The following is a 26,169-nucleotide window of genomic DNA, read 5'->3' on the forward strand; positions in this document are numbered from 1 at the left end:
TTGCCGGATTTTGGTTCCTGGCAAGGCGCAAGACGGTGAGGAAGCGGAATGTAGTTCGCCTACATGAGCATTCCGAACCGGCTTGAAACGCCGCCAGGGGCCAAAAGATGGTGAATGTCAACACGCCCTACCGAAAGCCGAAACCTTGATGGCACGCATCGCCTTGGACGCCATGGGGGGGGATCACGCCCCCGACATGGTGATCGAGGGGGCGGCGATGGCAGCCCGCTCCATCGCCAACGCCCGCTTCCTGCTGGTGGGACCGGAAACGGTCCTGAAGGAGGCGTGTGTCCGCTACCAACTGGATGAGTCGCGTTTTGAGATCATCCCCGCCAGCCAGGTGGTGGATATGGCTGAAAAGCCGTCGGTGGCCTTGCGCAAGAAAAAGGACTCCTCCATGGTCATCGGCGCCCGCCTGGTCAAGGAGGGGCGGGCGGACGCCTTCGTCTCCGCCGGCAATACCGGGGCGCTCATGGCCATTGCCCGTTTCATTCTGCGTACCCTGCCGGGTATCGACCGTCCGGCCATCGCCTCCCTGATGCCCACCTGCATTGGCTCCACCTTGATGCTGGATCTCGGCGCCAACGTGGATTGCACCGTGGAACACCTGCTGCAGTTCGCCCTGATGGGCGAGGTTTACGCCAAGGCGGTCATGGGATTGACCGGACCGCGCATCGGTCTGCTCAACATCGGCGAAGAGGAGATGAAGGGCAACGAGGTGGTGCGCCAGACGGGTGAACGGCTGCGGGGCAATCCCTGTTTCGCCGGTAACGTCGAGGGTACCGATCTCTTTGCCGGGCGCTTCGACGTGGTGGTCTGCGACGGCTTTGCCGGGAATGTCAGTTTGAAGAGCGCCGAGGGAGTGGCCCATATGTTGATCCACTTCCTGAAGGAGGCCTTTGGACACTCCTGGTTGACCCGTTTCGGCTATTTGATGGCCAAACCGGCCTTGAATCGTTTCAAGGATCGGGTTGATCCGCGTCGGTACAACGGCGCCATGTTATTGGGGTTGAACGGCATCGTGGTCAAAAGCCACGGCTCCGCCGATGCCCTGGCCTATCGCAATGCCATCGAAGTGGCGGTGAATCTGGCCACCAAGCGGGTGAACGAGAAGATTGCCGTGGAAGTGGGACGGCAGACCGCCGCCGCGCTGACGAGTGTTCCGGGGGGAGACTAGGTGAAACGACCGCGAGCCCGCCTTGTCGGCACGGGATCCTATTTGCCGGCAAATGCCGTGTCCAATGACGAACTGGCCACCCGCGTGGACACTACCGATGAGTGGATCCGCACTCGTACCGGAATATCGCAGCGGCATATGGCCGCAGCCGGGGAGTTGACCTCGGATCTGGCTTTGGAGGCGTCGCGCCGGGCACTGGACGCCGCAGGGCTGGAGGTCTCCGATCTGGATCTGATCATCGTCGCCACCACCACGCCCGACCTGGTTTTTCCCTCCACCGCCACCATTTTGCAGCATAAGCTCGGGGCCAATCGAAAGGCCATTCCGGCTTTCGACATCCAGGCGGTTTGCACCGGGTTCATCTACGGGTTATCCATTGCCGAATCGTTCATCACCTCCGGGGCTCACAAAAAGGTTCTGCTGGTGGGGGCCGAAACCCTGACCCGGTTGCTGGACTGGCGGGATCGAACCACCTGTGTCCTCTTCGGGGATGGGGCGGGGGCCGCCGTGCTGACTGCGGACGGCGATGAGCGTCACGGGGTGTTGGGCAGTGTGCTGCATGCCGATGGGCAATATCTGGACCTGCTGAAGGTGGGGGGAGGTGTCTCTTCCGGTCCTGCGGCGGATCTTCCCGCTGATTTCGGAGGGTTGGGGTTCATCGAGATGCGGGGCAAGGAGGTCTTCAAAAGGGCGGTTCTGACCATGGGTGACCTGGTGGACGAGATGCTCGGCGCCCATGGATTGCAGCGCAAGGATATCTCCTGGCTGGTGCCGCATCAGGCCAATATCCGTATTATCCAAAGCCTTGCCGAACGTTTGGGCGTGGGGCTGGAACAGGTGGTGGTCACGGTGGATCGCCACGGCAATACTTCGGCGGCAAGTGTGCCGTTGGCCCTCGATACGGCGGTGCGGGATGGGCGGATTCGCAGTGGGGATTTGATTCTGATGGAGGCTTTCGGCGGCGGCTTTACCTGGGGATCGGCGCTGGTGCGGTGGTAAAAAAATCTTTACCCTTTAAATATTTATCCTTTAAGTATCAAAAATATTCTATTCAAAGTCAAATTCAAAGGATAGAACATTTTCTTTTTTTGATACTTAACAGATTGAAATATTAAACGAATTCATCTCGGGGGGCGATAAACGCCCCCGAGATCCAAGAGCTCACTCGTCCGAGAAACTCCCACTGCTCTCCCTCTGCAGGTCCGACATCTCCTTGCTGAAGAAATCCAGAACCCCGTAACGTCCGGCATTGCAGGTGCGGCATTGCGAACCCGCACTGGCCCAGCCTTTCGGCCCCCCCTTGTTGCCCCCGCAGGTGTTCTGTCCACAACGCACCTCACCGCAGGCCGTGCATTTGTAGATACGGGCTGGACGGCCTCCGCACAGGGGACATTTGATCGACGACATGACCTTTCTCCCGCAAGGGCCCAAGCCCCGCTTCCCAGGTAAAACCATCCCTGGAGACACTCAATCCCTTACAGGTTCGGGGTTTTTGCCCGACGAACCGGACGTATTCTCCTCCCCGTGGACCTCCCGCGTCAGCACGGGACACTGTCCCAGCGGCATTTTCGGCAAGGGCCGCGTCACCTCGGCATTGCCGAAGGACCGAAATTCCAGCCGAACTTCCACACGCCGGCTCTCCTCACGATTGTCTTTGATGCTTGTCGTACTGGCGCCGTCAATGATGAGCAGTTTTTTCAAGGAATCTTTCTGCTCCTCCGGCAAATCGGGAGAGAGCAGAGTACACAGCACCGCCTGGGCTCGACGCAGGCTCAGGTCCACATTGTACAAATAAGTCCCTGTTTCGTCGGTATAGCCTTCGATGTGAACCCGGCGCAACCAGCGACGCCCTGCCTGACTCGCCTGCAGTTCAAGCAGAACCGGAACAAAACGGCGAATGCGTGTCCGGGCCTCTTCCGAAAGATAATGAGAATTATGTGCAAACCGGACCTGCTCGCCAAAGCCGATAGTATAGTGGGTTGGATTGAATGTAACCGGTAAATTTTTCTGCGCCGCCTTGTCTTTGAGATCGTTGAGGATCGCCTGAATATCCCGATCCCTGTTGCGGCGGGCTTCCCAGTCGCGGGAGGAGATGGCCACGACCGACAAGCTCATGACGACCAGGAAAAGCAGCATCAAGGCGGTCATCAGGTCCGCGTAACTGACCCAAAAGGGGTTGTCAACCGGTTCATGTCGTTTGGTGGGATTGGAATGGGGCGGAGCCATGGGTCGATTCGCTTTCTTCAGGGGGAGGAGGAAGGGAGGCGATGGCGTGCCTCGTCCAGGAGAGCGGACAGCTCCTTCTGCTCCAGTTGAAACAGACGACACGGGGTTTTCAGATGGACGGTATCGAGCGGCTCGGCAGAGTGGACCCGATCGCCCAGGCGCAGAATGGCCGCCAGGAATAGCTCTTTCAAATGGCCGGCGGGCTGGTCCGCCGTCCAGTCGGGTAAGGGGTGGTGGTGGTTGCGAATGGCTCGGCAGAGGTGGGCGGGCAGCCCCAGGGATTTGGCGAAGAGAGAGCCGAGGCGGGCATGATTGGTGCCGAAGCGGGTGGTTTCATCGAGCAAAATGGCGGATCCGTCGCCGGGGGAGTGTCGGAAAGGAAGACGGTATCCGGGAACCTGTTGCCACAAGACCCATTGTCCACACTCGCGAAACAACCCGGCCATGAAATAGAAGTCGGGGTCAAGCTGCGGAAAGCGAGAGGAACGCCACCAGGGGGATTGACGCATCAACAGCAGGGCCAGCGTGCGTGTGGTTTCTCCCAGGGCCAAAGCTTCCTGCTGCACCCGGTCCCACAGAGGATTGCGATGCAGGGGAGCCAGAAGCAGCCAGCGCACCACCGCCTGCCGCAGGTTCTCCGGTCCCAGAAGCGTGCCGGCCTGGGGAATGGAGATCCTTTCGACACCGTGGCGCGGCGCGAGCCGATGGGCTTCCCGCAGCAGGCGTTCCGCCAGAGGAAGCTGGCGGGACATGCGGTCCAGCACCTGGGGAAAATCGATCAGCAGGCTCGACATGGCTTCCCAGATTTCCAGCAGAACCCGGGGGGAGAGGGGAAGATGGGTGTTGGCAACCATGGCGCGTTCCCGCGAAGTAGCGTTCATGGAAGCTCCTTCAAAGTGGCCCACTCCCGGCCCAGCAGGGTCTGTTCGGCGGCCAGACGGTGACCTTCCGCCGCCAGCCAGCCTTCAAGAAGGTATACCGAGGCCGGCAGGGAAACGCTGCTTTTGAACCGTTGAGAGGCGGCCCAGACCTCTCGGGCCCGCAGGTGACGGCACCACCGACTCCGGAAAGCCTGATCGCCGGGGGAGGGGAAGAGCAGCTCATGCCAGCTTTGAGAGGTTTCAAAAAAGGGGTGGAGGGCTTCCCGGTAGTCCCCCGGAAACGGTTCCCGCAGGGACTGTTCAATCCGCTGCCGTTGCAGGGCCTTCTGGGCCTTCAGCCAGAGGGCCCCGTTTTGCGACAGGTAGAGGAGATGCTCGTTTTCCGCACGCCACCGCCAGGGCTGCAACCAGCTCCAATGGGCCAGTCCGAGCAGCAGGGTGCTGAAAGAGGGGCCGGAGAGATAGGGAATAACCCGGTTCATCTCCCGATGCAGGCGCAGGCGACCCTCTTCGAGCAAAGCAGTGGCCGTCATTTCCGGGGTGCGGCTGGCCAGAGGTTCCAGACTGAGTTCAACCACATGGGTCAACTCCCAGACCATGGCCAAGGTGTTCAGTGCCTCATTGAGGAGAGTGAGGGTCTCCTGTGCCACGCGGGAAGGGGCACCGCGCTCGAAGGCCGATACGATTCCGTGCAGGGCATGCAGGATTTCCCGCATCTCCACCACCGTGTGGGCGGCGACGGAGGCCGCTTTCCATTGAGTGAGCGGCAGCCGCCGCAGGAGAGCGGATAGCCCGTCCCGAAACAGCCGGGTTAACAGCCGGGAGAGGGGGTGGTCACCGGAGGGGGGAGACCAGATCGGTTCCTCCGGCGGGTGCGGCATGAGGATGGTTTCAGGAAAACCGGGAGAGCAGGAGGCCTTCCAGGTGAGAATCAGGGAGGAGAGCAGTTGGTGCATTCGAGCCTTGGAGGCCGAATTCCGCTGGATCACCACATCCCGGAAAGGGTGGGTCGTCTCGCCACTTTTCCAGTGACCGCGCTCTTCCCGGACGAGCAGGATGCCCTTTTCCGGCAATTCCAGTTGCCAGGTGGTCCGTTCTCCGGAGACGACCAGAACCGGAGTGAGGGCGGGTTGATGTCCCGGAATGGCATGTTTCAACCGCCCCTGCAGAAGTCGTCCGAGGTCCGGGACAGGCTGAAGCAGAACCTCCTCGAAACCGTTCCGGCCATGCCGGAAGGGGGCGCTGCCCACCCGTGAGAGACGTTGACGCAACGGTTGTCCCGTTTCCTGCAACACGGTCAGGGAGAGGCCCGCCAGGGCCAGATGGCGCTGCTCGGTGTCGAAATGAAAATGCTGGAAGGCGACCGTCTCGCCCTCCTGACCGGCAAACCGGATCAGGGGTTCCACTCGCAGCCCCTCGGCCTCTTGGGGCACAGCGAGTCGCCAGGTATCGAGTGGGGCCGGACGGGGCATGCCGCGCTCCGTCACTTGAGCTTGAGGCTTTTGCGCATGACATCCAGTCGTTCGCTCAACAGTTCGATAAACTGGGTCTGTTCATGGCTGGTTTGAGAGATCAGGGACTCCATCTGATCCGCCAGCCGGTTGGCCAACTCCACATGACGCTGCCCCAGGGACTCTTCCAGATGGCCCAGTTGTTGGCGACTGACTTCATCGGCGGAGAGCAGTGATGTTTTCAGGTTCTGAAGATCGTTGCTCAGGGCCCCTTGCACCTGTTGCAGGGAGGCGAGGGTTTGGGCATGACGATTGTCCAGCAGACTGGTAATGGCCCGAACCCGCTGGGTCAGCATGGCCGCATCCTGCCGGGTGGCCGGCGAGAGGTCGTTCAGCCAGCTTTGAACGAGATCTCGGAATTGCTCCTGATTGGACTGGAGGCGTTGTTCCAGGCCGACCAGATCGACAGCCAACGCCGCCAGGCTGCTGTCGAGGCGCTTTTCCAGATTGAGCTGCAGATGTTGCGCCATCTGGCCCCACTGCAGTTCCAGCAGGTGCATCGATTGCCGCAGCAGTTCCTGAATCGGTACACGGTCTCCATCCGGGGCGGCGCTTTCAGGCAGGGTGACGGCCAGATTCTCCGGAAAAGCGGACAGGTGCGAAGGCAGCGCATCCTGCAATACCTCACGGGTGATCTCCCGCAGGGAGCTGGCGAGTTGACCACGTTCCCGGGAGAGGGTCTCCTCGAAGCGGTCCAGTCCCTCTTTCAGGTGTTGTTCCCAGGTGGGCAGACCTTCCAGGAGGGGTAACAGATTTCCCGGAACCGACTGCGTCCCCGCAGACTCCTCTTCGGGCGAAGTGATGCTCTCTTCCAGGGATTGCAGGCGCAGGCCCAGAATCTGACGGTGTTCGTCCATGCCGGCGGCGATGCGTTCCATCAGGCTTTGGAAGGAGAAAAACAGCGGCTCCAAACGGTGTTGAAGGATGTCGGCCACCTTTTCCTCGGACTCTTCCCGGGGAGGTTGATGCTCCGCAGAAAAGTGCCGCTCCAGTTCGTGGGCCAGCCAGTTCTGCAGCGTATCGCCCCGTGCCTGCAGGGCGTTGCCGTGATGATCGATGCGGGAGAGGAGGGAATCCTCCCGCAGGGCGAGGGTTTGTTGCAGTTGCCGCATGTTCTCCTGCCATTCGCCCTGCCAGGATTCCAACTGGCGTATGCCTTTTTCGAGGGAGGTTTGGATGGTGGAGGGGGCTGTCATCTCCTGGAAGAAACGATCCTGATGGCGTATCTGACGCCGCAACTCCTCGGCAATGGCTTGGGCCTGGTTGATCAGCGTCTCTTTCTGGAGTTGGGCGCTCTCCTGGCCGGTGCGCTGCAGGGTTGCCAGTTCGTGACGCAGGGACTCTTCCAGGCTCTTCAGCGCCGGATTGGACTGGAGGGCGAGAAGAGTCTCCCTCAGGGGAGCCAGCCAGGCCGGGGAGGGGTTGGACAAGGTCTGCACGGTTTGGCTGGTCGCAAACTCCATGGCGGTTTGCAAACTCTGCAACTGGTGAGTCACGGACTGAAGACGGGCTTCGACCGTTTGCAACTGGCTGCCGAGGGCCAATAACGGCGCGGGATCCATCGGTGCGGTGGCGGGAGTCGTCACCGGGTGGGTGGTGCCTTCCGAGGCGTTGGGCAGATGCTGAAACAGGTGTTGCAGGCTGTCGTTCAGGGCATGGACCAGGGTCTCTTTGAGATAACGGGTAACGCCGGTCTGATGGGCGGTCAGGCGGTCCGCCAGAACGGATATGGCCTGTTCCATGCGCTCCCCGTGGCGGTCCATGGCCTGCATCAGATGTTGTTGCTGACTGGCGAGCTGCAGATGGGACTCTTCCCCCGTACCGAAAGCGTGGTTCAGAAGATCCTGGAGCCGGGCAACCTGGGCGTAACGCCATTGCAGGAGGAATTTTTCCAGCAAGGTAACCAGAATGGCGCTGGAAATGGCCAGAAAAGAGGCGATGAAGGCGGTGGAAACGCCTTGGAAAAGATTGCGCAATTGGCCGGTCAGTTGTTCCGGATCGACGGTCGGATTGAAATGGGAGAGTCCGACCAGCAGGCCGGCAAAGGTTCCGACGATACCGGTGCCGGTGAGCAGTCCCGGCAGGTGACGAAAGAACTCCACCTGCAGCGGAATATCGACGAGTTCGGTGGTGTTGAAAAAGCGCTCAGAGCCGACGGTGGCCTGCAACGGTCCGACGAAGAGCCGGGTAGGACTCTCTTCCCGTTTCAGGGTGAGGAGGTACTCTTTCCATCGGGCGGTGAATTGGGGGAAAAAGGCCCAGGCGCCATTTTCCAGGGGGGATCCGTCGCGGGTTTTGCGGGGATCGTCGGGGGATGGGGTCATCCCCTGCAGAATTCGGGTGATGCGCGCCCCGTCCCAGATGCCCCGGGCCAGATAGCCGGTGAGAAAAAGCGTGAGGAGGGTGACGTAAACCCCCAGAAAGGTTTGCAGGATGGCGGAATTCTCGGGCTGGTCCAGTTGATGCTGGAGAAAGGCGGGTAACAGAGAACCCATGGATTGCAGATGGCCTTGCTGGAAAGCAAACCATCCGAGAATAACGCTGGTGACGATACTGACCCTATTCCACCATAAGGCTTGCCGCAACCTGGTTCTCCTGGACAAAGAATGGGATTTGTTCGATGGGTACTATTCCACCCCGGACCAGTTTACCCCAGATGCGCCACGGAATCCATTATGCCTGGAAGAGAGGGAAGGGGATGAGAGGCCTGCAGAGGCGCTCCATGCCTCGCTTCCTTTTATCTATGCCGAATAGTTCCACTTCCGGCTCCTTTGTCGTGTGGTTGGGATCTATTAGCCCGACACAAAAATGTCTAAGGTCGAATAAATAACTTGACGAGTCTTAAAAAAACATACAATCTCTCAGTTGTGGAGTGTCGGACGGGCGAAAGCTTCGATATCGGCGCTCTGAGCCGATTCTTGCCGGAACCTGCTCGGGAAATCGGGAAACTGTTCCGGAAGTCGGGTGTATTCCTGGTTCCGTCGGTTTTCCGGCAGCCGAAACGGTTATTTTTTACCGTCCTGCCGTTGCTGGCCCAGGAGAGAGGCCAGGTTGGCGAACGGGTTGTGCCGGGCCGTATCCGGAAGTTCCTGGTTGTTGGAACCTGCCTGATCCTCCCTCGCCAGGTGTTCCACATAACGGGCATGTTCGTTGTCGTGGCAAAAAATGCACAGGTTTTCCCAATTGCTCCCATCGGGTGGGTTGTCATCGTGGTTGTGGTTTTTGTGATGGACCGTGAGTTCAATCAGGTTCTCCCGGGTAAAGGCCCGGCCACAACGGGCACAGACCCAGGGGTGCAGGCGCAGGGATTGCTCCCGATACCCCTGCATACGGGTGTCGGTCTGCTTTCGGGCATCTGCCGCGATGCGCTCCAGGACTTCCGGGCGATTCTGTCCTTTCGGCTTGGTCTGGTTTTGGGTGCTGGAACTGTACCGGCGAATGGCCATGAGAGTCTCCTGTTTCGATGAGTTGGGCTGTCCCATTTCGGCAATCATTGGGTCGGTTCATGAAAAAAAATGGTCAGCGGAATGAACTTTTCGCCAAATTTTTCTCTAATCGGCTATGGGGCAGCGGATGCCGCTTCCCATGAGCAAAGGTAACAGGGCCTTTGCTGTTTTTTATGAGATCAAATCGTTCCCCAAATAAGCAGGCCCGACAACGCAGCCCTTTGCAATAACCCATACCCGGTTTGTTCACAGGTTGTTCTGTTAACCCCTCGGTTGAAGGAGGCTTTATGGCAGAGAGACACTACAGAAATTCTGTGGAAATTTCTTTCCCTAAGAACCAATGATCGGGTAATATAACCAACCTTGAAGGCAGAGAGTGATGGTGTCTCGGTTAATCGGATCATTTCTTCAAGTCGAGATAACCCGGGCATAGCCATTTGCCTTAAGACTCTGACCCCTTGTGACCCCTTAATTGACAAATCCTGACTGTAATGAACCCAACAGCCCTATCGAGATCGAAGAAAAAGCCATGAAACTAAGCCAACGCATCAAATTAGCCCGTGAATATGCCAACCTGACCCAGAAAGAACTGGCCGAAAAGGTTGGGATCAGCCAAACCGCCGTCCACAAGCTGGAATGTGGCCGGTCTCGTTCCTCCCGTCGCACGGTAGCCATCGCCATTGTCTGCAAAGTCAGCCCCGTGTGGCTGGAAACCGGCAAGGGCGATATGGCCATGAGCGCCTACGACTCGGCCATCCTGATGCGTGCCCAGGCCGAGGGTGTTGCCGAAGAAGAGGAAGAATATCGCGACGGCATCCCCATCACCCAGTTGCCGTTGATCAAGTGGGACGCCGTGGAAGACTGGACCGACCGTCCGGAGGAGTCCCCCGCCCAGACCGCCAAGGAATGGATCTCCGTCGCCCCCAAGATCACCCACAAGATGTATGCTCTCGAAGTGCAGGGCGATTCCATGGAGCCCGAGTTCTCCGAAGGCGATACCATCATCGTCGACCCGTCCACCCAGGTTTCCAACAACCGCTTCGTGGTGGCCCGTCTGCCCAACAGCAAGCAGGCAACCTTCAAGCAACTCATTCTGGACGGTACCCACCGTTTCCTCAAACCCCTCAACTCCCGCTATCCCATTCAGGATATGCCGGAAGCGGCGACGGTTTGCGGTGTGGTCATCGGCAAGTTCAAGTCTTATTGATTCCAGGTGCCTCGCCCGTCATGTCCACGGACATGACGGGCGGGAAACCGCCCTGTTGCCCCGCCTCAAACGGCCTCCCCCTGAGGTCTCTTCCGATGCCTCCCGCTATTTTCCGGTGAGTCCGTAGATCTCTTCGAAATCCTCGGCATGCACGGGTTTGCCGAAGTAGTATCCCTGAGCCAGGTCACAACCGAGATTCTTCAGGAAATGCATCTGATCGGGGGTTTCCACGCCTTCGCCGATCACGATGCGGTTCAGGCTTTTGGCCATGCCCATGATGGCTTTGACCAGCACGGCCTCGGACTCGTTATTGCCTTGAGGCAGGAAGAGGCGATCCACTTTGACCCCGGTAACCGGGAGTTTTTTCAGGGTGCTCAAAGAGGATTGTCCGGTGCCGAAGTCGTCCAGCCACAAGCTGACGCCCAGATGGCGCAATTGGGCCAGCATGGCCATGGCCTTCTCCTCATCCTCCCCGAGGATGTTTTCGGTGATTTCGAGAACCAGAGCGGTCGGCGGCAACCCGGTCTCCTTCAGAATGCCGGGGATGCGGTTGTCGGTCGACAGTTCCCGGCAGCGGGTGCAGGCCAGGTTGGCCGAAAGAAAGAAGTCCGGCAGCCGCTGACGCCAGAGCTGCGCCTTGCGGCAGGCCGTGGTCAGCATCCAGTCGGTGACGGGCCCGATCAATCCCGTCTCTTCGGCCAGACGGATGAAAAGATCCGGCGGAATGAAGCCGCGTTTGGGATGGATCCAGCGCAGCAGCGCTTCGGCCCCGATCAGCCGGGAGGTGGCCAGTTCGATGATGGGTTGATAGTGCAGGGTCATCTGCTTCCGCTCGATGGCGTGGTGCAGATCCTTCTCCAGTTCCATGCGGGCCTGTGCTTCGGCATGCATGTGGGGTGTGAAGAAACAGTAGGCGTTGCGCCCGCTGGTTTTGGCGCGATACATGGCGGTATCGGCATTGTGCAGCAGGTCTTCGAGGTTGTTGGCGTCGTCGGGAAAGACGGTGACGCCCACCGAACCGGAAATGAAGACCTCCTGTCCTTCCAGGATGAAGGCGCGGGCCAGTTCTTGCAGCACCTGATTGGCTACCCGTTCGGCGAAGGGGCCTTTGGCCATATCCGGCAGGATGACGGTGAACTCATCGCCGCCCAGTCGCGCCACGGTATCGGATTTGCGGTGACACCCCAACAGACGTTTGGCGGTCTGGCGCAACAGTTCGTCGCCGGCGCCGTGGCCGAGGTTGTCGTTGACCCATTTGAAACGGTCCAGATCGATGAACATCAACGCCACGCGGCTTTTCATGCGCAGGGCGCGAATCATCTCCTGATTGAGCCGGTCCATGAAAAGGGTGCGGTTGGGCAGTTGGGTCAGGGAGTCGTAATTGGCCTGGCGGCGGATGCGCTCCTCCTCCTCCTTGTAGGGGGAGATGTCGCGCAGCATGGTGACGAACACGGTTTCGTCACCGAGGCGGGTCGTGCGGGTGACCACTTCCACCCACGGACCTCCCAGATCGGGCCCCTGGCATTGGCACTCCAGTGGAACCGGCGGCTGGCCTTTCTCCTGGGGCAGGTTTTCGAGATGTTTTTGAAAAGCCTGCCGGGAGTTGGGATGGATGAGAGCCAGAATCGAGACGCCACAATCGAGATCCTGCCTGGAAATGCCGGTCAGTTCGATGGCCGCGGCATTGACGTGAAGGAGCTGTTCTCCCCGATGCAGGAGAATTCCGACCGGGAGATCGAGAAGGACCTTCCCCAGATTCGTGAGCAAAGAATCGTCCTGTGCGCTTCGTGGCTTGTTCTGACGATGAGGCATGGTAAGATTCCCGCTTGAGCAAGGCTGCATGAAGGGCTCTAATTTAGAGGGAAACAGGGAAGGGTACAAGCACCTCCATGGGGAACGCCATGAACCTGGATCAAATGGCTTTGAAAATGAACGGGGAGGATTCGTCCTTTTACCGTTTATTGGGGATTCACGCTTTTTTCTGGTCGTGTTTTTTCTGGGTGGTTCCTTTGCTGGGGCCCCGTTTGACGGTGTTCACCGGGTTGATGGCCGCCTTTTCCGCAGGAAGGGGCATGGGTTGGGGTGTGGCGGCGCTGATCGCCAATCTGGCCAACCTGTTCGTCTTTTCCCCCTTGCTGCGGGACCGGATCTTCGGGGGTCAGGCGCGGGGCGATGAACTGCTCTATTTTTCCGGCCTGGTGATGGTGCAGCTTTTGGCCTTTCTCGTGCTGATGTTATGGCGGCAGCGCATTCGAATGCTCTCGCGGGGAGTCTGAGAGCCTTGCCTCATGGGGGAAGAGTTCGGCGAAACGGGCCAGAAAGAGCTGTTTGGCTTCGAGCGGAGGGTAGCCGCGAATCAACGTCGGATCCGCAGGGGAGGGCAGTTCGCCCCAGGTGAGGGGTTCTGCCGCCATCAGGGCGACCTTTTCGGTGGACAGGGCAACCATGTCGGCGTGTTTGACCGCCGTGGGCAGGGGCCAGTCGAGGTGAAAACGTTTGGCGATCAGCGCCTGCAATCTCTCTTCGCAATGGGTGTAGTCCGGGAGTTGCCGCTTCACGGGTTTGGGCAGATCGGTGAGATAGGCTTCCGAGGCGTCGTGCAGCAGACCCCAGGGAGCGTGGGGGGGTGAGACCAGCCGGGAGACGAGGATGGCGTGTTCGGCCACGGAGTAGAAGATCCGTCCGTGGCCGTTGAAACGGCACAGCATGGCCAGGGAGTGGGCGATATCCTGAATGTCGATATCTTCCATCCGGGGTTGGAGGGGCCAGAAGGCCCGACCGCTGAAAGTCTGGATCCAGGAATAATCTACCTTATGGGTCATTTCGGCTTCGTCTTAACCAAGAGAAATACTTCAAACAATTAAAAACATAACAGTCCGGCGAAAGCCCCTTTAATTGGTTAGTTTAAGAAGGAAAGGCATTAACAAAAGATTTCCATACCCTTTCTGATGCGCCGATAAACCTGTTTTGGTGCAGATTTTGTTTTGATGCATCACCATTTTATGTTAATAACCATCTCTTCTCCAGAAGGAATGCACATCGGCTGTCGCCGGTACACCTCGTCCGCATGGAGAAAAGGCAGCTGAGGATTGTTCCCGTCATGGATGACGGAACAAATTCCCGGAAGCAGCGCTGTTCGGTCCCCTTTCACGGAGGATGGGACGACAGCCGGACCGTTGACATGGAAGAAGGGATGTCAAGCCCACTCGATCTATCCAGGAAGGTGCCTAGCGGCCAACCGGGGCGGTATGAATCCCCCCTCGCGGCGGTGTGGCGTCGTGTCCCCTTTCTCGATGGGCTCTTTTCCGGCAAAAGTTGCTCTTCCTCCGCCAGCCCGGTTTCTCCCCGGAGAGTGTGGCGCAAGGCCCACATTCTCTCCTTCATTCTCTCCCTCGGCGGTGTGGCCGGTTGCACCGAGCCCAATCTCGATAACGCCCTGTTGCAGAAAATTCAGGCCAAAGGCACCCTCGTGGTGTTGACCCGGAACTCGCCCTCCACCTTTTTCGAAGGTCGGGATGGCCCGATGGGTTTCGAACACGACCTGGTGGTCTCGTTTGCCCAACACCTGGGGGTAACGCCCAAATTCGTGGTTCTGCCCGGCGAACGGGAGATTCTGGAGGCCTTGCGCGAAGGGCGCGGCGACCTGGCAGCCGCCGGGTTGTCCAAAACCATGGATCGGGAACGGGAGTTCCGCTTCGGCCCGGTTTACCAGGAGGTCGATCAACAGGTGGTGTGCCGTCACGGAGGGCCTCGTCCCACCAACCTCCTGCGTCTGGCGGACGTGCGCCTGATGGTGGTGGCCGGTTCCAGCCACGAAAAACGTCTCGAAGAACTGAAACAACTGGTGCCCGACCTGACCTGGCAGTCCGAAGAGGAACTCTCCCACGAGCAGATACTGGAAAAGGTGTGGGAGAACCGGGAGATCGATTGCACCGTTGTCGATTCCAACATCGCTTCCATCAACCGGCGCTTTTTCCCGGAGTTGGTGCTGCGTTTTCCCGTCAGCGCCAGCCAGAATCTGGCCTGGGTGTTGCCGCGTCAGGCGGAGAGATTGCAGCAGCAGATCGAGTCCTGGTTCGCCTCGGCGCGTCAGACCGGGATGCTGGATGATTTGGCCGAACGCTACTACGGCCATGTCAGCACCCAGGAAAACGATCCGATGGACAGCCGTACCTTCATCACCCGCATCGATGAGCGACTTCCCAAGTATACCAACCTGTTCAAGGTGGCCTCGGAACGCTACGACCTGCCTTGGCGGCTCCTGGCGGCCCAGGCCTATCAGGAGTCGAACTGGGATCCCAAGGCCGTCAGCCCGACCGGTGTGCGGGGCATCATGATGCTGACCCAGAACACCGCTGCGGACCTGGGGGTGAAAAATCGTCTCGATCCCAAGGAGGCCATCCTGGCCGGGGCCTGGTACCTGGCGGACCTCAAACAGCGCCTGCCCGCCCAGATCGAAGAGCCCGACCGCACCTGGATCGCTCTGGCGGCCTACAACGTGGGCCTTGGCCATGTCATGGATGCGCGGGAGTTGGCGGTGCAGCAGGGCAAGGATCCCAACCACTGGAAGGATCTGCGCACCGTGCTGCCCCTCCTGGCCCGGGACAAGTATTTCAAGAACCTGAAATACGGCTACGCCCGGGGATCCGAGCCGGTGGACTATGTGCAGAGCATCCGGCACTATTACGATATTCTGGATAAGGATCCCAAAGGCGGGCGGACCCAGATTTCCAAAGAGCGGGAATCGGCGGCGACACGCCAGACCGGCTGAAGCCGATTTTCACGAGAGGGACGTGTGGTGGACAATCTTCAATCCAAAGCGGAAAATTATCGCAAGTGGGAGCGAAAACCTTACAGCACCCGGATTACCGTGACATTTTCGCCTACCCGGGTGGTGGAGGGTACAACCCAGAACGTCAGTCTGGATGGCGTGCTTCTCAAGACCGTACCCTATGAATTTCGCATCCTGAAGGGGGATCGCGGTGTGTTGCGCATGGAAAAGCGCGAAGAAGCCCTGGAATTTCCCTGCGAGGTCATTCGCGCCCACCGGGATACCCTGGTGTTGAATCTCTTCCAAAAGCAGGCCGCCTTCGGTTTGGCCGTGACCCAGGAGATCCTGGAATCCATTCAAGGCAAAGGTTGACGTTTCCCTTTTCGCCTCCATGCTGAGTAACCTATTGAAATTTGAATGAATTCACCCCCTGTTCCCCGGGGGTGGGGCGGCCTGTTCCCCGCAGTGGCCGGGTTTTTGCCAATTTGTGAAGAAAAAGATTTGGTGCAGGTGCAAAATGAATTATGATGCGTCCTGGGGTCCGGGGTATGGCAAGGCGGAATGGTCTTGAACCGGGCTTCGGAATTTGCAACGGAACCGGTCAGGGGGGAAATCGCTTGGTTTCTTCTGCGATGGGGATGGGTGTTTGCCCAACCTCCCGCCTCCGGATTGTTCACTACCTGTCGTTGAAAGCGGTGGAGACGGCGCTTGATTCGCCCTTTCTATTACTCCTTTAATACCTTGGCTTTCATGGTGGGGCTGGCCGTGATCATCATCGGCCTCTATCCCTTTTTCAAAGCCATGTCCTCCAACGATTGGCCCTACGTGGAGGGCACCATCGTTTCGGCCAAACTGATTCCCGGCAAGGAGTTGGGCGTCGGGGTCATTCTGACCCATCGGGTGCAGATTCAGTATCAGTACATCATCCGGGACGGTCACCTCTTCCGCAGCAACCGCATCGAGTTCGGCTTCGGGTCCCGCTCCTTCTTCCTGAAGGAGTTTGCCTATCGCATGTTGGAACGTTACCCGGAAGGCAAACTGGTTCGGGTCTACTTCAATCCGGATCGTCCGGCGGACGCCGTTCTGGAACGGGCGCCCTCCATGGGCTCCAGTGTGGTATGGATCGTTTTCGGGCTGCTGCTGCTGGTTACCGGGCTGTTCGTGCGCTTCAGCGAATCGGAAGCCTGAGTGCGAATCGGCGGCTTTCTCATCCTTTGATTTTCAATAGTAAGTAAACTTAGAGACTTCCGTAACATGATTGAAAAATATTTTTGCTTATAGTCAATAAAAAAACTAAAATAATAACTTATAAGTCAAAAAACAGAAAATTTCCCTTTTTTTGATACTTAAAAGATAACATATTGAAAATCAACAGATTGAATTACTGTGGCGCGGCCTTCTTCATCAGGATGCTGCCGTCCAGGGTATTGAAGATCACCTTCCGGCTCTGAATGCCCCCGACATCGGCGGCCACGATGGGCAGCCGCTGCTGGTGCAACATGTCCCTGGCCACCTGGATGTTGCGTTCTCCCACGTTGAGCAGTCCGCTTTCGCTACGGATCACCGCCCCTCCCCCAAAGACCTTGGCTTTGAGGTTTTCCCGGCGACAGCCCATATCCAGCATCATTTCCAGCAGCTTGGTGATGGCGATGTTGCCGAATTTCGGCGAGGGCAGTCCGTCACCGTTCCACAGGGGCAGCTTGTAGTGGTTCATGCCGCCCCTTTTCATTACGCAATCCCAGAGGCAGACGGCAATACAGGAGCCCAGCACGGTGGTAACGACGTAGTCACCGTTCTTGCAGAAAATAGCGCCGGGTAGAAGAAACGGCTGCTGGGGATTGGAACCGACCAAACCCGTCATGCTCAGAAAGCCTCGATCTGCTCGTCTTCAAAGAGGAATTCGTTGCCATCCACGGAAAAGGCTTCGGCCTCGATATTGGTCTCGATTTCCGGAATGGAGATGGCAAAGGTACAGCCGCATCCCTTGGGGCAGTCAACGGTGACCGAGCCTTCCAGGAGGTCGATGATGGCCTTGGTGATGCTCAAGCCCAGTCCCTGCCCCTTGTGCTGTTTGGTGGAACCCGATTCCACCTGGTAAAAGCGGTCGAAGATGCGATTGACCTGCGACGGGTCGAGTCCGACGCCCGTATCGGTGACGGAAAAGTTGAACTGTCCTTCCATGACCCGGGCCTGAATGTCGATACGGCCATTGGGCATGTTGAATTCGATGGCGTTGGAGATGAAGTTGGAGATGATGATGGCCAGCTTTTCCGCATCGGTTTTGAAAATCAACGGACTGTCCGCAGGCCCTTCGCGGGTGAAGCGTACTTCGAGTCCCTTTTCCATGATGAGATGGCGGAAGCTTTCCAGGCTTTCGGTCACCAGGGAATCAACATCCACCATGGAGATGTGCATTTCCGCCTCGCCGGATTCGAGTTCGGCGGCGATGAAGATGTTGCGCAACTGGAAATCGAGATTGAAGGCTTCGGAGTGGATCAGCTTGGCCATGGCCATGACCAGTTCCGGGTCACCGGCGCCGGTGGGATTGGTCAACTGCTGGGAGAGCCCCAAAATGGAGGTGAGGGGATTGTTGATCTCGTTTTTCATGTGCGAGACGAAGTTGCTCTTGACCCGCTCGCTGGCTTCCAGTTTCTGGTTTACAGACTCCAGCTTTCTGGTTACCATCTTCAAGTCATAAAGAGCTTGTTTGGTCTGATCGAATCGCTTTTTCAGTTCTGCAATCAGGGCATCATCGTCCATCGGCAGCATGGGATTCTCCTGTAGGCTGCTGCATTGGCGGCTGCAAAAGATCAGGCGGATATTACTGCATGGAACGCTGGTAATCCACGGACGGCATCGGGCAGAAGGCGATATCATGAATGAAAGTGGCGCGAAGATCGAATTGACGCTTGTTTCCGGAGGGCAGACGGGGGTGGACCGGGCGGCGCTGGATTTTGCCCTGGAGCGGGGTTTGCCTTGCGGTGGCTGGTGTCCACGGGGGCGTTGGGCCGAGGATGGTCCCCTCGCGGCGCGTTATCCCCTGCAGGAGACGCCGGACGCGGTGGTGGCGCAACGTACCGCCTGGAACGTGCGCGATGCGGACGCCACGCTGATTTTCAAGCGGGGTGAGTTGTCCGGGGGCACGTTGTTGACGCTGCAATTGGTCCGGGAGATGGGCAAACCCCATGTGATCGTCGATCTGGGAGCGGTGGGGCAGCGCACCCTGTTCAACCGGGCGGAAGAGTTGGGGCCGGAGCTGTGCCGCTGGCTGCGGGATCAGGGGATCAAACGCCTCAACATCGCCGGTCCCCGGGAGAGCGGCGCTCCCGGGATCTACCGGCAGGTTGTGGATTTTTTGAGCGGGCTGCCATGCCTTTAGGCCTTAAGGCCGCAAGAGTGCCTCTTCCACCCGGTCGCGTCTTTCCCGGCCCACCAGGAGTTCGATCAGGGTCAGGGCGAAGTCCATGGCGGTGCCCGGTCCACGGGAGGTGATCACCTTGCCGTCCACCACCACCGGGACCGTGAGGCAGTCGAGTCCCGGAACGGTCAGACCCTCGAAGCTGCCGGGATAACAGGTGGCCCGTTTTTGATCGAGAAGGCCCGCCACCGCCAGCACGCGGGGGGCGGCGCAGATGGCGGCGGTATAGCGGCCTTCCGCCTGCATGCGTCGCAGGATGCCCAGAACCCGGCGATCCTCCTGAAGGTGTTGCGCCCCCGGCAGTCCCCCCGGCAGCACGATCAGATCGAAGGGCTCGTTTTCCACCTGCTCCAGGGTGGTGTCGGGCAGCAGGACCGTGCCCCGGCTGGCCTTGACCGTTCCGGGGGTGAGGCCCGCCGTGACCACCAGGATCTCGGCGCGGCGCAGCAGATCGATCAGGGTGACGGCTTCCAGCTCTTCACAGCCCTGGGCCAGGGGAATCAGTACCCGTTTCATGGCGTGCCTCCTAGGGCAGAACCTTGTTGAAGGGCTTGACGGTGACCTTGACGAAGACCCCTTCCAGGTAATAGGGATCTTCGTGGATCCAGGCTTCGGCGGAAGCCAGGGAATCGAAGAGGGCCACGATCAGGCTGCCCGAAAACCCCGCTTCGCCGGGGTCCGGATTGTCCACGGCGGGAAAGGGCCCCGCCAGGATCAACCGGTCTTCGGCGGCCAATTGTTTGAGCCGGGCCAGATGGGCGGGGCGGGCCTTGCGGCGCAAGGGCAGACTCTGCTGACAATCTTCTCCGATGATGGCGTAGATCATGGGCGAACCGTCCGTTCCGAAAAGGGAAAACGAGTAGCCGGTTGAAAGAAGGCGGGGTATGGACTACCCTCTGGCAACCAACTCGAACTGCATCCATCCTCGATTGTAACAGGAATTGCCATGGAAGAGAATACGGGCCGGGTTTTTGACACCATCCAGGAGAAGCTGGTTCTCCTGAGGGGGCATCTTTGACTACGAACAAGGCAAGCGCGACCTGGATGAACTGAATGCCTTAAGCGCCGATCCCGCTTTGTGGAACGACCCCAAGCGCGCCCAGGAGATCATGAGCCGCAAAACGCGGCTGGAGAAGACCATCGGGGCCTGGGAGCTGCTGGAGCGGGAACACGCCGATCACGAAGAGCTGTTCCGCATGGCCCACGAGGCGGGGGACGACGAGATCCTCGCCGAGGTGCATCAGGGCAGCCTCTCCCTGTTGCAGCGCCTGGAGGATCTGGAGCTGCGCCAGATGCTATCGGGGGAGGTGGACGAGAACAACGCCTTCCTGGAGATCCATCCCGGAGCCGGTGGCACCGAGTCCCAGGACTGGGCGGAGATGCTGTTGCGCATGTATCTGCGCTGGTGCGAAATCAAGGGCTTCAAGACCGAAGTGGTGGACCATCAGCCGGGCGACGAGGCGGGCATCAAGTCGGCCACGGTGCGGGTGGAAGGCGAGATGGCCTACGGCTATCTGAAGACCGAAAGCGGCGTGCATCGACTGGTGCGCATCAGCCCGTTCGATGCTTCGGCCCGGCGGCATACCTCCTTCAGCTCGGTCTACTGCTCGCCGGAACTCGATGAGTCGATCGCCATCGAAATCAACGAGAAGGATCTGCGCATCGATACCTACCGGGCCTCGGGGGCCGGGGGACAGCACGTCAACAAGACGAGTTCGGCGGTGCGCATCACCCATTTCCCCTCGGGGATCGTGGTGCAGTGCCAGAACGGGCGTTCCCAGCACCGCAACAAGGACGACGCCATGGCCATGTTGCGTTCCCGCCTCTATCAGGCGGAGCTGGACAAACGGGCCTCGGCGGCTCAACAGCTCAACGATGCCAAGACCGACATCGCCTGGGGGCATCAGATCCGCTCCTACGTGCTGCACCCCTACCGCATGGTGAAGGATCTGCGCACCGGCGTGGAGAGCGGCAATACCGATTCCGTTCTCGACGGCAACCTCGATGCCTTCATCAAAGCCGCCCTGGCCCAAAAGGTCTTTGGCAATCCGTCGACCTAACCCGCTTCACCGACAGGTGTCTTTCCATGCAGGAAACCCATTCCCAGATCGAAATCCGCCGTGAAAAAGCCCGGCAGATGCGAGCCGCCGGCGTCAATCCCTATCCCAACGACTTCCGTCCCAGCCATTCGTTTCAGGAGGTGCGGCGGTTGTGGGGAGAAGAGCAGGATGCCGATGTTCTGGCGGCCTGTTCGGTGCGGGTGGCCGGTCGCCTGATGCTGTTGCGCAGTTTTGGCAAGCTGACCTTCGCCACCCTGCGGGACGACGGCGATTTCCTGCAGATTGCCCTGCAGCGGGACATTCTGGGGGAGGAGGGCTACCGGGAGATCCTGCACCGCACCGACGTGGGGGATATTCTGGGGGTTGAAGGCGGCCTGTTCCGCACCCGCACCGGGGAGTTGACCGTGCGGGTCAAGGCGGTGCGCCTGCTCACCAAGAGCCTGCGTCCCCTGCCGGAGAAGTTCCACGGTCTGGAGGATACCGAAACCCGCTTCCGGCAACGCTATGTCGATCTGGCGGTCAATCCCGAGGTGCGGGAGCTGTTTCGCACCCGTTCGCGCATCATCCAGTCCATACGCGCTTTCATGGTGGATCGGGGATTTCTGGAGGTGGAAACCCCCATGATGCATCCCATCCCCGGCGGGGCCAACGCCCGCCCCTTCGTCACCCACCACAACGCTCTGGATTGCGACCTCTATCTGCGCATCGCTCCGGAGCTTTATCTGAAACGGCTGGTGGTGGGGGGGTTCGAGCGTGTTTTCGAGATCAACCGCAACTTCCGCAACGAAGGGCTCTCCATCCGGCACAATCCGGAATTCACCATGATGGAGTTTTACCAGGCCTATGCCGATTACCGCGACCTCATGCAGTTGACCGAGGAGCTGGTGGTGCGGCTGGTGCAGGAGGTGACGGGGGGCCTGGTGATCACCTATCAGGGGCGGACCATCGATTTCACCCCGCCCTGGTCCCGTCTCGATCTGCCGGGGGCGCTGGTCGAACATGCGGGAGCCGATCCCGCTCGCATGGACGAGCGCGCCTATCTGGAAAGCTTCGCCCGGGAGAAGGGGCTTACCTTCGACCCCAAGTGGGATGACGGCAAACTGCTGCTGGAGCTGTTCGAAGAGTTGGTGGAATCGTCCCTGCAGAACCCCACCTTCATGATCGAGTATCCCGTTTCGGTGTCCCCCTTGGCACGTCGTTCCGACACCCGGCCCCATCTGACCGACCGCTTCGAGCTGTTCATCGGCGGTTGGGAGGTGGCCAACGCCTTTTCCGAACTCAACGATCCGGACGACCAGGCGGAGCGTTTTCGTCTGCAGGCGGCGGCCAAGGTCGGCGGCGACGAGGAGGCCATGCACTTCGATCACGACTACATCCGCGCCCTGGAATACGGCATGCCGCCCACGGCGGGAGAGGGCATCGGCATCGACCGGCTGGTCATGCTGCTGACCAATGCCGCCTCCATTCGCGAAGTGCTGCTGTTTCCCCAGATGCGTCCCGAGGCGCGCACCGTCACGCCCGCGACGCCGGCAGGGTCCGCGCCATGTCGCTGACACGTTTCGAATGGATGATCGGCCTGCGTTACCTGCGGGCCAAGCGCACCTATCACTTCATCAACCTGATCACCATGCTGTCGATGGTGGGCATCGCCCTGGGGGTGACGGCCCTCATCGTGGTGCTGGCGGTGATGACCGGGTTCAAAGAGGAGTTGCAGAAGCAGATTCTCGGGGTGACCAGCCATGTGGTGGTGCAGCATTACGGCGGGCCCATCGCTCATGTGCCGGAGGTGATGGCCCAGGTCAAGGAGGTGCCGGGGGTGGTGACGGCGGCGCCGTTCATCCTGGGGCAGGCCCTGCTCAACTCCGGGGGACAGGCTTCCGGCGTGGTGGTACGGGGCATCGATCCGCTACGCGACGGCAATGTGGGAACCCTGACCCGCAACATGGTCCGCGGGGGACTGGATCGCCTGTCGGGTTTCGGCATCGTCATCGGGCGGCATCTGGCCAACAATCTGGGGGTCTCCGTGGGCAACTCGGTGACCGTCATCTCCCCCGGCGACAACGCCACCGCCATCGGGGCCATGCCACGCCTGAAACGTTTTCAAGTCGTTGGCGTCTTCGATTCGGGCATGTACGAATACGACTCCTCCCTGGCCTACATCCATCTGGAGGATGCCCAACTCTTCTTCCGCCTGCCGGAGAAGGTGACCGGTATCGAGGTGCTGGTCACCCGGCCCGACGACGCCTTCACGGTGCGCAAGCTGCTGGAGGCCAAACTCGAAGCGGGTTTCCACATTCGCGACTGGATGCAGATGAACCACAACTTCTTCCGCGCCCTGAAGCTGGAGAAGGCCACCATGTTCGTCATCCTCTTTCTGGTGGTGGTGGTGGCGGTGTTCAATATCGTCTCCAGCCTGATCATGGTGGTCATGGACAAGTCACGGGATATCGCGGTGCTGCGCACCATGGGGGCCACCTCGGGCAACATCATGTCCATCTTCATGATCAACGGCGGCATCATCGGCTGCGCCGGAACCCTGCTCGGTCTGATCTTCGGTCTGTTGCTGGCCTTCAATCTGGAAAAGACCCTGGGTCTCATCGAAAAGACCTTCAACGTGCAGATTCTCTCGGGAGATGTCTACTTCATCGACCATCTGCCTTCGGTGGTGGAGCCCATGGATGTGAGTGTCATCACCCTCACCAGCCTGCTGTTGAGCTTTCTGGCCACCCTCTATCCTGCCTGGAGAGCGGCTCGGATCGATCCGGTGGAGACCTTGCGCTATGAATGAGACCCCCGTTCTCGAAGCCTGCGATGTCACCAAGGTCTTTCAAACGCCGGCCCAGACGCTGGAGATTCTCAGAGGGATCAATCTGGTCATGCATGCCGGGGAGACCATGGCTCTCCTGGGGGTTTCCGGGTCGGGCAAGAGTACCCTGCTGCATATTCTGGGCAGTCTCGACACCCCCACCACCGGAGAGGTGCGCATTCTGGGCAAGCCGGTGCAAACCCTCGGCAGCGCCCAGCGGGATGCCCTGCGCAACCGGCACATCGGTTTCGTCTATCAAACCCACTGCCTGCTGCCCGAGTTTTCCGTGCTGGAAAACGTTATGATGCCCCTGTTGATCCGGCGGGAAAAACCGGCGCTTGCCCGAGAACAGTCCCGCCTCTATCTGGAGGAGGTGGGGTTGGGGGCGCGACTGCAGCACAAACCGGGACAACTCTCCGGGGGAGAGCGGCAACGGGTGGCCATCGCCCGGGCGCTGGTGACTCATCCCGATCTGGTTCTGGCCGACGAACCGACCGGCAACCTGGACCCCAAAACGGCGGCGTCGGTTTTCGAAACCATTCTGAACCTGAACCGGAAATATCGCCTTGCATTCCTCATGGTTACCCATAACCATGAACTGGCCATGAGTTTGGACCGGCAGATTCAACTGCTGGACGGCGCCATCCTGGAATTGACTCCTGCGAAACACCGGGAAGAGGGGCTCTGAGACGGCATGATCGGTAGCAACGGGCGCATTCCTCTGGAAACCCTGGCCTGCGGACGCATCCTGATCGTTGACGACCAACCCGCCAACGTCAAGCTCCTGGAGCGTCTGCTGACCAGCCATGGGTTTCAGTCGGTCCAGGGGTTGACCGATTCGCGTCTGTTGGAGTCGATTCTGACGGTTTCCCCGCCGGACCTGATTCTGCTGGATATCCGCATGCCGCATCGGGACGGTTTCGAGGTGATGCGTCTGCTTCAGGCCTGGCGGGAGCCGGGAGAGTTTCTGCCCGTGCTGGTGCTGACCGCCCAGACCGACCGCGAAACCCGTTTGCAGGCTCTCGATGCCGGAGCCCACGATTTTCTCACCAAGCCCTTCGACCCGCCCGAGGTGTTGTCGCGACTGCGCAATCTGATGGAGATGCGTCTGCTGTATGAGCGGGTACGTCATCAGAACCGCCTGTTGGAAGAGACGGTGGCTCTGCGCACCCGGGAGTTGCACGCCACCCGGCTGGAGATCATCCGTCGCCTGGGACGGGCGGCGGAGTTCAAGGACAACGAGACGGGGCTGCACATTCTGCGCATCGGACGCATGACCGGGGATTTGGCCGACTGGCTGGGTTTGCCCCCCGATTTCGGCGAACTTCTGGCCCAGGCTTCGCCGATGCACGACGTGGGCAAGATCGGCATTCCCGATCAGGTTCTCAAGAAGGCGGGGCCACTGGAAGAGACGGAGTGGGTTCTGATGCGCGACCATCCCCGATTGGGGGCGGAGTTGCTGGGGGGCAGCGACTCGCCACTTCTGGTCATGGCGCGCAGTGTGGCCCTGAACCATCACGAAAAGTGGGATGGCAGCGGCTATCCCCACGGGCTGAAAGGGGAGGCGATTCCCATGGAGGGACGCATTACCGCCATCGTGGATGTCTTCGACGCCCTGATGTCCCGCCGGCCCTACAAAGAGGCCTGGCCTCTCACGGATGTGCGAAACGAAATACACAAGCAGCGTGCCCGGCATTTCGATCCGCTTCTGGTGGATTGTTTCCTCGATAACCTGGATGCGGTCATGACGCACCGCAAAGGGTATGAAGATCCCCCCTCTTGATGAAACAACCAAGTGGAGAGCCCCGTGGAAACGGCCCAACCCTCCCTGTTTGAGACCTACCGGAATCTGCGGCGAGACTACGTCCGGCTGCTGCCGGAGCGTGTGAATGCGCTGTGGCGGCGGGCGCAATCGATTCCGCCGGGGCAGAAGATGCCGGTGGGGGAGATTCTCACGCTGCTGAACGGTTGTTGCGCCTTTCGTCTCGGAGGCGTTCCCGAGCTGTTGCGGGGTTTGCTGGGCGAGACCACCTGGGAGGAGTCGGACCGGGAGGCGCTTCTGGCGGCACTCCCGAACCTCGGCGGGGAGGAGGAACCCCTGGATCTGCATTGCCCCGCCTGTCTGCCGGGGCCGACCATCGGCTTGTACGGATCGGATGGCAAACTCTTTTCCCGCATGAGGGGAGAGTTGGAGAAACAAGGTCTGGCGGTTCTCTTCACCACGGAAATGGCAACCGTGGCAAAGTGGTTGGAACTGCCGGTCCTGGCGGGTCTGGTTTTCGACCTGCCCTCGGTGGCGGAGGAGGAGCAACCTCCCTGGATCAACCGCACGATTCCCGTGATCGCCGTCTCCCGTACCGACGACATGCTCTCCCGCCTCAAGGCGGTTCGATTGGGGGGCAACCATTTTCTGCCCTATCCCCTGGACGTGCATCGCCTCTTCCGGCTGTTGGCCTCCTGGCGACCCGCCAAGCCCGAAACCCCGATTCGCATCCTGATTCTCGGCGAGGAACCCCTGCTCAATACCTGGTATCAGACCATTCTGCAGGCGGCGGGCATGGAGGTTTCCACCCTGGAGAACCCCGAGGGTCTGCTCGACGAGCTGGTGTTGCGCAAGCCCGAAATGGTGCTGCTGGATTTGCACCGCCAGGAGCGGTTGGCTCTGG

General features: G+C 59.7%; 26 protein-coding genes. 14 read left to right on the forward strand and 12 right to left on the reverse strand.

Features of this window, described 5'->3' with window-relative positions:
- The first annotated feature begins 148 nt into the window (after positions 1-148).
- Both plsX and HQL56_06685 read left to right on the forward strand, forming a co-directional pair.
- Positions 149-1,177, forward strand: coding sequence for a phosphate acyltransferase PlsX (gene plsX / locus HQL56_06680; protein ID MBF0309195.1), 1,029 nt, complete (start codon positions 149-151; stop codon positions 1,175-1,177).
- Positions 1,178-2,176 (forward strand): ketoacyl-ACP synthase III, encoded by a 999-nt coding sequence (locus HQL56_06685; protein ID MBF0309196.1) that lies wholly within the window; start codon positions 1,178-1,180, stop codon positions 2,174-2,176. It abuts the gene before it with no gap.
- A 162-nt stretch (positions 2,177-2,338) separates the two neighbouring features.
- Here the strand turns inward: HQL56_06685 and HQL56_06690 are convergent, their stop codons facing one another.
- From HQL56_06690 to HQL56_06715, 6 genes are all read right to left on the reverse strand, one after another.
- A complete protein-coding gene (locus HQL56_06690; GenBank protein ID MBF0309197.1) occupies positions 2,339-2,584 on the reverse strand; it encodes a transposase in 246 nt (81 codons plus the stop codon).
- Between the two features lie 60 nt (positions 2,585-2,644).
- Entirely contained in the window at positions 2,645-3,403 is a 759-nt protein-coding gene (locus HQL56_06695; protein ID MBF0309198.1) for an OmpA family protein, read from the reverse strand.
- Between the two features lie 17 nt (positions 3,404-3,420).
- Positions 3,421-4,284, reverse strand: coding sequence for an HDOD domain-containing protein (locus HQL56_06700; GenBank protein ID MBF0309199.1), 864 nt, complete (start codon positions 4,282-4,284; stop codon positions 3,421-3,423).
- On the reverse strand, positions 4,281-5,756 hold the full coding sequence (locus HQL56_06705; protein MBF0309200.1) for a hypothetical protein: 1,476 nt from the start codon (positions 5,754-5,756) through the stop codon (positions 4,281-4,283). The genes HQL56_06700 and HQL56_06705 overlap by 4 nt, the downstream gene beginning before the upstream one ends.
- An 11-nt stretch (positions 5,757-5,767) precedes the next feature.
- Positions 5,768-8,380 carry a hypothetical protein gene (locus HQL56_06710; GenBank protein MBF0309201.1) on the reverse strand — a complete coding sequence of 871 codons (2,613 nt, stop codon included), beginning with the start codon at positions 8,378-8,380 and terminating at the stop codon, positions 5,768-5,770.
- A 420-nt stretch (positions 8,381-8,800) separates the two neighbouring features.
- Positions 8,801-9,241 (reverse strand): HNH nuclease family protein, encoded by a 441-nt coding sequence (locus tag HQL56_06715; GenBank protein MBF0309202.1) that lies wholly within the window; start codon positions 9,239-9,241, stop codon positions 8,801-8,803.
- A gap of 529 nt (positions 9,242-9,770) precedes the next feature.
- On the opposite strand from HQL56_06715, the gene HQL56_06720 reads away from it, so the two are divergent.
- On the forward strand, positions 9,771-10,448 hold the full coding sequence (locus HQL56_06720) for a LexA family transcriptional regulator (protein ID MBF0309203.1): 678 nt from the start codon (positions 9,771-9,773) through the stop codon (positions 10,446-10,448).
- A gap of 105 nt (positions 10,449-10,553) precedes the next feature.
- Here the strand turns inward: HQL56_06720 and HQL56_06725 are convergent, their stop codons facing one another.
- A complete protein-coding gene (locus HQL56_06725) occupies positions 10,554-12,215 on the reverse strand; it encodes an EAL domain-containing protein (GenBank protein ID MBF0309204.1) in 1,662 nt (553 codons plus the stop codon).
- Between the two features lie 134 nt (positions 12,216-12,349).
- On the opposite strand from HQL56_06725, the gene HQL56_06730 reads away from it, so the two are divergent.
- Positions 12,350-12,724 (forward strand): hypothetical protein, encoded by a 375-nt coding sequence (locus HQL56_06730; protein ID MBF0309205.1) that lies wholly within the window; start codon positions 12,350-12,352, stop codon positions 12,722-12,724.
- Here the strand turns inward: HQL56_06730 and HQL56_06735 are convergent.
- On the reverse strand, positions 12,683-13,270 hold the full coding sequence (locus tag HQL56_06735) for a phosphohydrolase (GenBank protein ID MBF0309206.1): 588 nt from the start codon (positions 13,268-13,270) through the stop codon (positions 12,683-12,685). The genes HQL56_06730 and HQL56_06735 overlap by 42 nt on opposite strands.
- A gap of 371 nt (positions 13,271-13,641) precedes the next feature.
- On the opposite strand from HQL56_06735, the gene mltF reads away from it, so the two are divergent.
- The 3 genes from mltF (at position 13,642) to HQL56_06750 (ending at position 16,407) form a co-directional block, all read left to right on the forward strand.
- A complete protein-coding gene (mltF, locus tag HQL56_06740; GenBank protein ID MBF0309207.1) occupies positions 13,642-15,219 on the forward strand; it encodes a membrane-bound lytic murein transglycosylase MltF in 1,578 nt (525 codons plus the stop codon).
- 27 nt (positions 15,220-15,246) lie between these two features.
- Complete coding sequence (locus HQL56_06745) at positions 15,247-15,591, forward strand: PilZ domain-containing protein (protein MBF0309208.1); 345 nt, start codon at positions 15,247-15,249, stop codon at positions 15,589-15,591.
- A 336-nt stretch (positions 15,592-15,927) separates the two neighbouring features.
- On the forward strand, positions 15,928-16,407 hold the full coding sequence (locus tag HQL56_06750) for a DUF3592 domain-containing protein (GenBank protein MBF0309209.1): 480 nt from the start codon (positions 15,928-15,930) through the stop codon (positions 16,405-16,407).
- Between the two features lie 193 nt (positions 16,408-16,600).
- Here the strand turns inward: HQL56_06750 and HQL56_06755 are convergent, their stop codons facing one another.
- Together HQL56_06755 and HQL56_06760 are read right to left on the reverse strand one after the other, a co-directional pair.
- The gene (locus tag HQL56_06755; GenBank protein MBF0309210.1) at positions 16,601-17,080 is read right to left on the reverse strand and encodes a chemotaxis protein CheD; all 480 of its coding nucleotides are present in this window, start codon (positions 17,078-17,080) and stop codon (positions 16,601-16,603) included.
- Positions 17,081-17,082: 2 nt separating this feature from the next.
- Positions 17,083-17,988 (reverse strand): HAMP domain-containing histidine kinase, encoded by a 906-nt coding sequence (locus HQL56_06760; GenBank protein MBF0309211.1) that lies wholly within the window; start codon positions 17,986-17,988, stop codon positions 17,083-17,085.
- A 106-nt stretch (positions 17,989-18,094) separates the two neighbouring features.
- On the opposite strand from HQL56_06760, the gene HQL56_06765 reads away from it, so the two are divergent.
- Positions 18,095-18,598, forward strand: a complete 504-nt coding sequence (locus tag HQL56_06765; protein MBF0309212.1) for a putative molybdenum carrier protein — start codon at positions 18,095-18,097, stop codon at positions 18,596-18,598.
- A gap of 3 nt (positions 18,599-18,601) precedes the next feature.
- Here the strand turns inward: HQL56_06765 and HQL56_06770 are convergent, their stop codons facing one another.
- Positions 18,602-19,153, reverse strand: coding sequence for a DJ-1/PfpI family protein (locus HQL56_06770; protein ID MBF0309213.1), 552 nt, complete (start codon positions 19,151-19,153; stop codon positions 18,602-18,604).
- Between the two features lie 10 nt (positions 19,154-19,163).
- Positions 19,164-19,463 carry a YciI family protein gene (locus HQL56_06775; protein MBF0309214.1) on the reverse strand — a complete coding sequence of 100 codons (300 nt, stop codon included), beginning with the start codon at positions 19,461-19,463 and terminating at the stop codon, positions 19,164-19,166.
- Positions 19,464-19,583: 120 nt separating this feature from the next.
- On the opposite strand from HQL56_06775, the gene prfB reads away from it, so the two are divergent.
- From prfB to HQL56_06805, 6 genes are all read left to right on the forward strand, one after another.
- Positions 19,584-20,697, forward strand: a protein-coding gene (gene prfB, locus HQL56_06780; protein ID MBF0309215.1) for a peptide chain release factor 2 whose coding sequence is annotated in 2 segments (ribosomal slippage) — positions 19,584-19,652 and positions 19,654-20,697 — 1,113 coding nt in all. Because the reading frame shifts where the segments join, the coding sequence is not laid out codon by codon here.
- A gap of 26 nt (positions 20,698-20,723) precedes the next feature.
- Positions 20,724-22,250: a lysine--tRNA ligase gene (gene lysS, locus HQL56_06785; protein ID MBF0309216.1), complete on the forward strand. Its 1,527-nt coding sequence runs from the start codon at positions 20,724-20,726 to the stop codon at positions 22,248-22,250.
- Positions 22,241-23,485 carry a lipoprotein-releasing ABC transporter permease subunit gene (locus HQL56_06790; GenBank protein MBF0309217.1) on the forward strand — a complete coding sequence of 415 codons (1,245 nt, stop codon included), beginning with the start codon at positions 22,241-22,243 and terminating at the stop codon, positions 23,483-23,485. The genes lysS and HQL56_06790 overlap by 10 nt, the downstream gene beginning before the upstream one ends.
- Positions 23,478-24,191, forward strand: coding sequence for an ABC transporter ATP-binding protein (locus tag HQL56_06795; protein MBF0309218.1), 714 nt, complete (start codon positions 23,478-23,480; stop codon positions 24,189-24,191). Before HQL56_06790 ends, HQL56_06795 begins: the two co-directional genes overlap by 8 nt.
- A 6-nt stretch (positions 24,192-24,197) precedes the next feature.
- Positions 24,198-25,286 (forward strand): response regulator, encoded by a 1,089-nt coding sequence (locus tag HQL56_06800; protein ID MBF0309219.1) that lies wholly within the window; start codon positions 24,198-24,200, stop codon positions 25,284-25,286.
- A 24-nt stretch (positions 25,287-25,310) separates the two neighbouring features.
- On the forward strand, positions 25,311-26,169 hold an 859-nt coding region (locus HQL56_06805; GenBank protein ID MBF0309220.1), incomplete at its 3' end, for a response regulator.

The sequence above is a fragment of the Magnetococcales bacterium genome (genome assembly GCA_015231925.1).
Lineage (GTDB): Bacteria > Pseudomonadota > Magnetococcia > Magnetococcales > JADGAQ01 > JADGAQ01.

Bases quoted from the DNA above. Each gene is read 5' to 3' on its own strand.
- plsX (MBF0309195.1), top strand. From the start codon at position 149: ATGGCACGCATCGCCTTGGACGCCATGGGGGGGGATCACGCCCCCGAC.
- HQL56_06690 (MBF0309197.1), bottom strand. From the start codon at position 2,584: ATGTCGTCGATCAAATGTCCCCTGTGCGGAGGCCGTCCAGCCCGTATC.
- HQL56_06695 (MBF0309198.1), bottom strand. From the start codon at position 3,403: ATGGCTCCGCCCCATTCCAATCCCACCAAACGACATGAACCGGTTGAC.
- HQL56_06700 (MBF0309199.1), bottom strand. From the start codon at position 4,284: ATGAACGCTACTTCGCGGGAACGCGCCATGGTTGCCAACACCCATCTT.
- HQL56_06705 (MBF0309200.1), bottom strand. From the start codon at position 5,756: ATGCCCCGTCCGGCCCCACTCGATACCTGGCGACTCGCTGTGCCCCAA.
- HQL56_06715 (MBF0309202.1), bottom strand. From the start codon at position 9,241: ATGGCCATTCGCCGGTACAGTTCCAGCACCCAAAACCAGACCAAGCCG.
- HQL56_06720 (MBF0309203.1), top strand. From the start codon at position 9,771: ATGAAACTAAGCCAACGCATCAAATTAGCCCGTGAATATGCCAACCTG.
- HQL56_06730 (MBF0309205.1), top strand. From the start codon at position 12,350: ATGAACCTGGATCAAATGGCTTTGAAAATGAACGGGGAGGATTCGTCC.
- HQL56_06735 (MBF0309206.1), bottom strand. From the start codon at position 13,270: ATGACCCATAAGGTAGATTATTCCTGGATCCAGACTTTCAGCGGTCGG.
- mltF (MBF0309207.1), top strand. From the start codon at position 13,642: ATGTCAAGCCCACTCGATCTATCCAGGAAGGTGCCTAGCGGCCAACCG.
- HQL56_06755 (MBF0309210.1), bottom strand. From the start codon at position 17,080: ATGACGGGTTTGGTCGGTTCCAATCCCCAGCAGCCGTTTCTTCTACCC.
- HQL56_06760 (MBF0309211.1), bottom strand. From the start codon at position 17,988: ATGCTGCCGATGGACGATGATGCCCTGATTGCAGAACTGAAAAAGCGA.
- HQL56_06765 (MBF0309212.1), top strand. From the start codon at position 18,095: ATGAATGAAAGTGGCGCGAAGATCGAATTGACGCTTGTTTCCGGAGGG.
- HQL56_06770 (MBF0309213.1), bottom strand. From the start codon at position 19,153: ATGAAACGGGTACTGATTCCCCTGGCCCAGGGCTGTGAAGAGCTGGAA.
- HQL56_06775 (MBF0309214.1), bottom strand. From the start codon at position 19,463: ATGATCTACGCCATCATCGGAGAAGATTGTCAGCAGAGTCTGCCCTTG.
- lysS (MBF0309216.1), top strand. From the start codon at position 20,724: ATGCAGGAAACCCATTCCCAGATCGAAATCCGCCGTGAAAAAGCCCGG.
- HQL56_06790 (MBF0309217.1), top strand. From the start codon at position 22,241: ATGTCGCTGACACGTTTCGAATGGATGATCGGCCTGCGTTACCTGCGG.
- HQL56_06795 (MBF0309218.1), top strand. From the start codon at position 23,478: ATGAATGAGACCCCCGTTCTCGAAGCCTGCGATGTCACCAAGGTCTTT.
- HQL56_06800 (MBF0309219.1), top strand. From the start codon at position 24,198: ATGATCGGTAGCAACGGGCGCATTCCTCTGGAAACCCTGGCCTGCGGA.